The sequence below is a fragment of the Protofrankia sp. Cr1 genome, from assembly GCF_963555865.1.
Classification (GTDB): Bacteria; Actinomycetota; Actinomycetes; order Frankiales; family Frankiaceae; genus Protofrankia.
Map to the genome: position 1 here is coordinate 7,001 of NZ_CAUVXO010000087.1, position 4,916 is coordinate 11,916.

The 4,916-nt window shown below is 69.3% G+C and carries 3 protein-coding genes and 1 pseudogene; all 4 read left to right on the plus strand.

Annotated elements, in window-relative coordinates; all coding sequences use genetic code 11:
* Positions 1-381, plus strand: a pseudogene (locus U9980_RS10000) (hypothetical protein); the annotation flags it as partial.
* 47 nt (positions 382-428) lie between these two features.
* Positions 429-2,444 carry a helicase-associated domain-containing protein gene (locus U9980_RS10005; RefSeq protein WP_322767673.1) on the plus strand — a complete coding sequence of 672 codons (2,016 nt, stop codon included), beginning with the start codon at positions 429-431 and terminating at the stop codon, positions 2,442-2,444.
* 11 nt (positions 2,445-2,455) lie between these two features.
* Positions 2,456-3,046, plus strand: coding sequence for a hypothetical protein (locus U9980_RS10010; protein WP_322767669.1), 591 nt, complete (start codon positions 2,456-2,458; stop codon positions 3,044-3,046).
* A 227-nt stretch (positions 3,047-3,273) separates the two neighbouring features.
* On the plus strand, positions 3,274-4,916 hold a 1,643-nt coding region (locus U9980_RS10015), incomplete at its 3' end, for a DNA repair helicase XPB (RefSeq protein ID WP_322751775.1).

Genomic DNA, 4,916 nt, shown 5'->3' on the forward strand with positions numbered 1-4,916 from the left:
GATGTTGGCGGTTCCGCTCGGGTCCCCGCCGCCGCCGTGTTCGACCGCAACGTATTTCCCGTTCCGTCCGGTCGGGCGCCGACAGCGGACGAGATCGACGCGATTGCCAGGGCGGTCTTCGCGAGCCCGCTGGTCGCGCTCGTCCCAGCGGGCCGGCTGCAGGTGACCTCGATCATAATTTCGACCGGCCCGCCGGACTGGGCCTTCGCAGCGCTCCTTCCACGCGAACTTGATCTTGATCCGGCGGTGGCCGTGCTCCGGTTCGATGTCAGCGGTGGCTGGGTTCTCGATCAGGTGGGCACGGCCGAGGTCGGTGTCGGCTTGTTTTCCCCACGGGTTTCCCCACCGGTGGTCGACGAATCTGACCACGACAGGCGGTAGGGCGTGCCGGACCCTGCACCTGGCCGGCTACCGTTGTGAGGGTGCCCATGCCGGCGGACGGCCCTGACGTCTCCTCCACCCTGGCCGGGTGGTTGCGGGGCCTTTCGGACGACGCGCTCACCCGGCTGCTCGCTCTGCGTCCGGATCTGGCCACGCCGCCGCCGCCCGACTTCGACATCCTCGCCGCCCGCCTGGAAATCCGCGTGAGCGTGACCCGCGCGCTTGAGCGGCTTGACACGTTCACCCTTGAGGTCTGCGAGGCGTTGACGCTGCTTCCATCGCCGGTGAGTGCCGAGGACCTCGTCAGGTTCTGCGGGGCCTCGGATGTGGCAGTGCCCGTGGCGACATTGCGTGAACGTGCACTGATCTGGGGGGATGACAGTGCCATCCGGCTTGTCGCAATGGTCCGCGACCTTGTCGGTGAGCGTCCACTCGGTCTAGGTCGGCCGTTACGTGCCTGCCTGTCCGGGCACCGGCACACCCATCTCGCCCGGCTCGCGCTGGCGATCGGGGTCACTGCCCAACGTGATCGCGATGGAGCCGTGCGCGGCTCTTTCCTCGACGAGCTCAGCGCTGCACTGGCCGCGCCGGAGCGGGTGGCGACCCTCGTCCAGGAGTGCGGTCCGCGGGCCCGTCAGCTCCTTGATCGGCTTGCCGCCGGGCCGGCGCTCGGGCACACGGGCGACGCGAGACGGCTGCTCCATGCGTCTGACGCCCGCACACCCGTGGAGCAACTGCTTGCTCGGGGTCTGCTGGTCGGCGTCGAGGAGACCATGGTTGAGCTTCCCCGGGAGGTCGGGCTTACCCTGCGTGGTGACCGTCCGGCCGGGACGTTGCATCGTGAACCGCCTGCGCTCACCGGCAAGACTATTGATCGTGGCCAGGTTGACGGCGCGGCCGCCCTCGCCGCTGACACAATGATTCGTCTGGTGACGGCGCTGTTGGAAGCCTGGGGTGCAACCCCGCCCATCCCGTTGCGCACGGGCGGTCTGAGTGTCCGGGACTTCCGCGCGGCAGCGAAGCTTCTCGACGTCGCCGAACCGGCCGCGGCGCTGGTGATCGAAATCGCCTATGCGGCGGGGCTGGTCGACAACGCTCCCGGCACGGATGTCATGATTATGCCAACGACCGCCTACGACCGGTGGTGCGTGGAGACCCCCGCGATGCGCTGGGCCACGTTGGTCCAGGCGTGGCTGGGCTCCCCCCAGGTGCCCGGTCTGGTGGGGGAGCGCGACGACAAGGGCCGTCAGGTTGCCGCGCTCTCCATGGAGCTGCGCCGCCAGAGCGCGCCGGAGCTGCGCCGCCTCGTGCTCGACGCCTTCGCGGCAGCTCCGGCGGGCCTTGCGCCGACATCCGAGTCGGTGCGCGCACTGCTTGCGTGGCGGCTACCCCGCCGGGGTGGGCCGTTGCTGGACCGGATGGTCGACTGGACGTTCGCCGAGGCGGATCTGCTGGGTGTCACCGGACGCGGCGCGCTGTCAGCGGCCGGGCGGGCGCTGGTCGGTGGCGAGGCGACTGACGCGGACGGCGCCCGCCGCTTCGACCTCGCTGCCGCGCTCAGTCCGATGTTGCCTGAGCCCGTCAGTGAACTGCTGGTACAGGCCGACCTCACCGCGGTGGCGCCAGGTCCCCTGGTGCCGGAGATCGCCGCGGAGCTCGCCCAGATGGCCGATGTCGAGTCGTCCGGCGCGGCAACGGTCTTCCGGTTCTCCGAGGCGTCCCTGCGGCGTGCTCTGGACGCCGGTCGGGTCGCCGAGGACATCCGCGACTTTCTTGCCCGCGTCGCCCGCGGGGACGTCCCGCAGGCGCTGGACTACCTCGTGGATGACGTCGCCCGTCGTCACGGCCGGTTGCGGGCGGGGCCGGCTGCGGCCTATCTGCGCTGCGACGACACCGCGGTGCTCTCTGAGGTGGTCGCGTCGCGGCGGACCCAGGCCCTCGGGCTGCGGCGGGTAGCGCCCACCGTGGTGATTCATCGCTACCCATGCCCAAGTTGCTGGAGGGCCTGCGCGCGGCGGGGTTCGCCCCGGTCGGTGAAGGACCGGACGGACGCGTGGTACTGAGCCGACCGGAGGTGCACAGAACGCCCGGCCGTCCGCGCCCGAGCACCGCGGACGCCGCGGGTGCCCGCAACGAGCAGGTCCGGGGCGTGGTGCGGATGATCCGTCGGGGGGACGACAGCGCCCGGGCGGCCCGGGCAGCCAGCGCTGCGATCGGCTCCGTGTCCGACGGGATGCTGCGATCAGCTCCGCTGATGTTGCTGAGCCTGCAGGGAGCGGCACGCAGCGGCCGGCGCATACTGCTCGGGTATGTTGACCAGCAGGGAAAGTCTAGTGAACATATTGTTCGTCCGATGATTGTTGACGGGGGCTGGGTGACCGCGTGGGATGAGCGTGCTGCGGCGACCCGGCGCTTCGCGTTGCACCGTGTCACCGGCGTGCTGGATGTCGAAGATGTGCTCCCGGCCGGTGGGGCCGCCGGTTACGACTGGTCGTATGAGTTGGGTGTCGCGGGCGCAATGCCGGGCACTACCGGTGGCGACCTGGCCGGTGCCCTTGCGAGCGCCGGCACAGGCACAGGCACAGGCGCTGTTGGGCCGATGTCCGTACCGGACCAGCAATACCCTGAATTCGTGGATCCGGAGGACGTTGCCGACCTGCCATGACGGTAACCGGTTCGATGGCCGGTACCTCGCGGGGCATCCGTCGCGGCCTGCGGCGAATATGCGAGAATCGGCAGACTGGTTCGATCCGGGTTGGTACGGCCGACGAATGTCGCCGCAGGTCGGTAGGTGGCAGATCGCTGCGCGACCCGATGGAATCTCAGGGTGTGCGATCATGGCCTTCATTGCGCGTCCAGAGGCCGCGAGGAATCGTGAGAGGACGGTGAGAAGTGGCCGATGGACCGTTGATCGTCCAGTCTGACAAGACCCTGTTGCTGGAAGTCGACCATCCGCTGGCTGGCGAGGCGCGGGCCGCGATCGCCCCGTTCGCGGAGCTGGAACGCTCCCCCGAGCACGTCCACACCTACCGGGTCACGCCGCTGGCGCTCTGGAATGCCCGGGCTGCCGGTCACGACGCCGAACAGGTCGTTGACGCACTCGTCCGCTTCTCCCGTTACGCGGTCCCGCACGCGTTGCTGGTCGACGTCGCCGACACCATGGACCGTTACGGTCGGCTACGGCTGGAGAACGACCCGGAGCGAGGCCTGGTCCTGCGGACCGTCGACCGCGCGGTGCTCACCGAGGTCGTCCGGTCCAAGAAGGTCGCGCCGCTGCTGGGTCAGCGTCTGGATGAGGACACCGTCGCGGTGCACCCGTCCGAGCGGGGACGGCTCAAGCAGGCGTTGCTCAAGATTGGCTGGCCGGCCGAGGACCTCGCCGGGTATGTCGACGGCGAGGCACACCCGATCGAACTGCGCCAGGACGGCTGGGAGCTGCGCGGGTACCAGAAGGGCGCGGTGGCGGGGTTCTGGGAGGGTGGTTCGGGCGTGGTGGTGCTGCCCAGCGGTGCCGGCAAGACCATCGTCGGTGCCGCGGCCATGGCCCATGCCGGTACTACCACCCTCATCCTGGTCACCAACACGGTGGCCGGCCGGCAGTGGCGTACGGAGCTGCTGAAGCGGACATCACTCACCGAGGACGAGATCGGCGAGTACTCGGGTGAACGCAAGGAGATCCGACCCGTCACGATCGCCACATACCAGGTGATGACCGCCCGTCGCAAGGGCGAGTATCTGCATCTGGACCTGTTCGGCGCCCGCGACTGGGGTCTGATCGTCTACGACGAGGTGCACCTGCTGCCGGCGCCGGTCTTTCGGATGACCGCCGACATCCAGTCCCGGCGGCGGCTCGGTCTGACCGCCACGCTGGTCCGTGAGGACGGTCGGGAGGGCGACGTCTTCTCCCTGATCGGCCCCAAGCGGTACGACGCGCCGTGGCGGGAGATCGAGGCCCAGGGCTGGATCGCCCCGGCCGAGTGCACCGAGGTGCGGGTGACCCTCACCGAGGACGAGCGGATGGCCTACGCCGTTGCGGAGGCCGAGGAGCGCTACCGGATGTGCGCCACCGCGTACAGCAAGCGTGCGGTCGTGCAACGGTTGGTCGAACGGCACGCAGGGGATCGGGTGCTCGTCATCGGTGCCTACCTTGATCAGCTTGATCAGCTTGGCGAGCTGCTCGGTGCCCCGGTCATCCAGGGGTCGACCCGTAACCGGGAACGTGAGCGTTTGTTCGAGGCGTTCCGCAGTGGGGAGATCCGGACCCTGGTTGTTTCAAAGGTCGCCAACGTGTCGATCGACCTGCCCGAAGCGGGGGTCGCCATCCAGGTCAGCGGTACCTTCGGGTCACGCCAGGAGGAGGCGCAGCGTCTCGGGCGGGTGTTGCGCCCCAAGGCGGACGGCCGCGGCGCGCATTTCTACACGGTGGTCTCCCGGGACACCATCGACCAGGAGTACGCCGCGCACCGCCAGCGCTTCCTGGCCGAGCAGGGCTACGCCTACACCATTGTCGACGCCGACGACATTCCCGACCCGAC

Coding starts and splice junctions, on each gene's coding strand:
- U9980_RS10005 (WP_322767673.1), top strand. CDS start 429: ATGCCGGCGGACGGCCCTGACGTCTCCTCCACCCTGGCCGGGTGGTTG.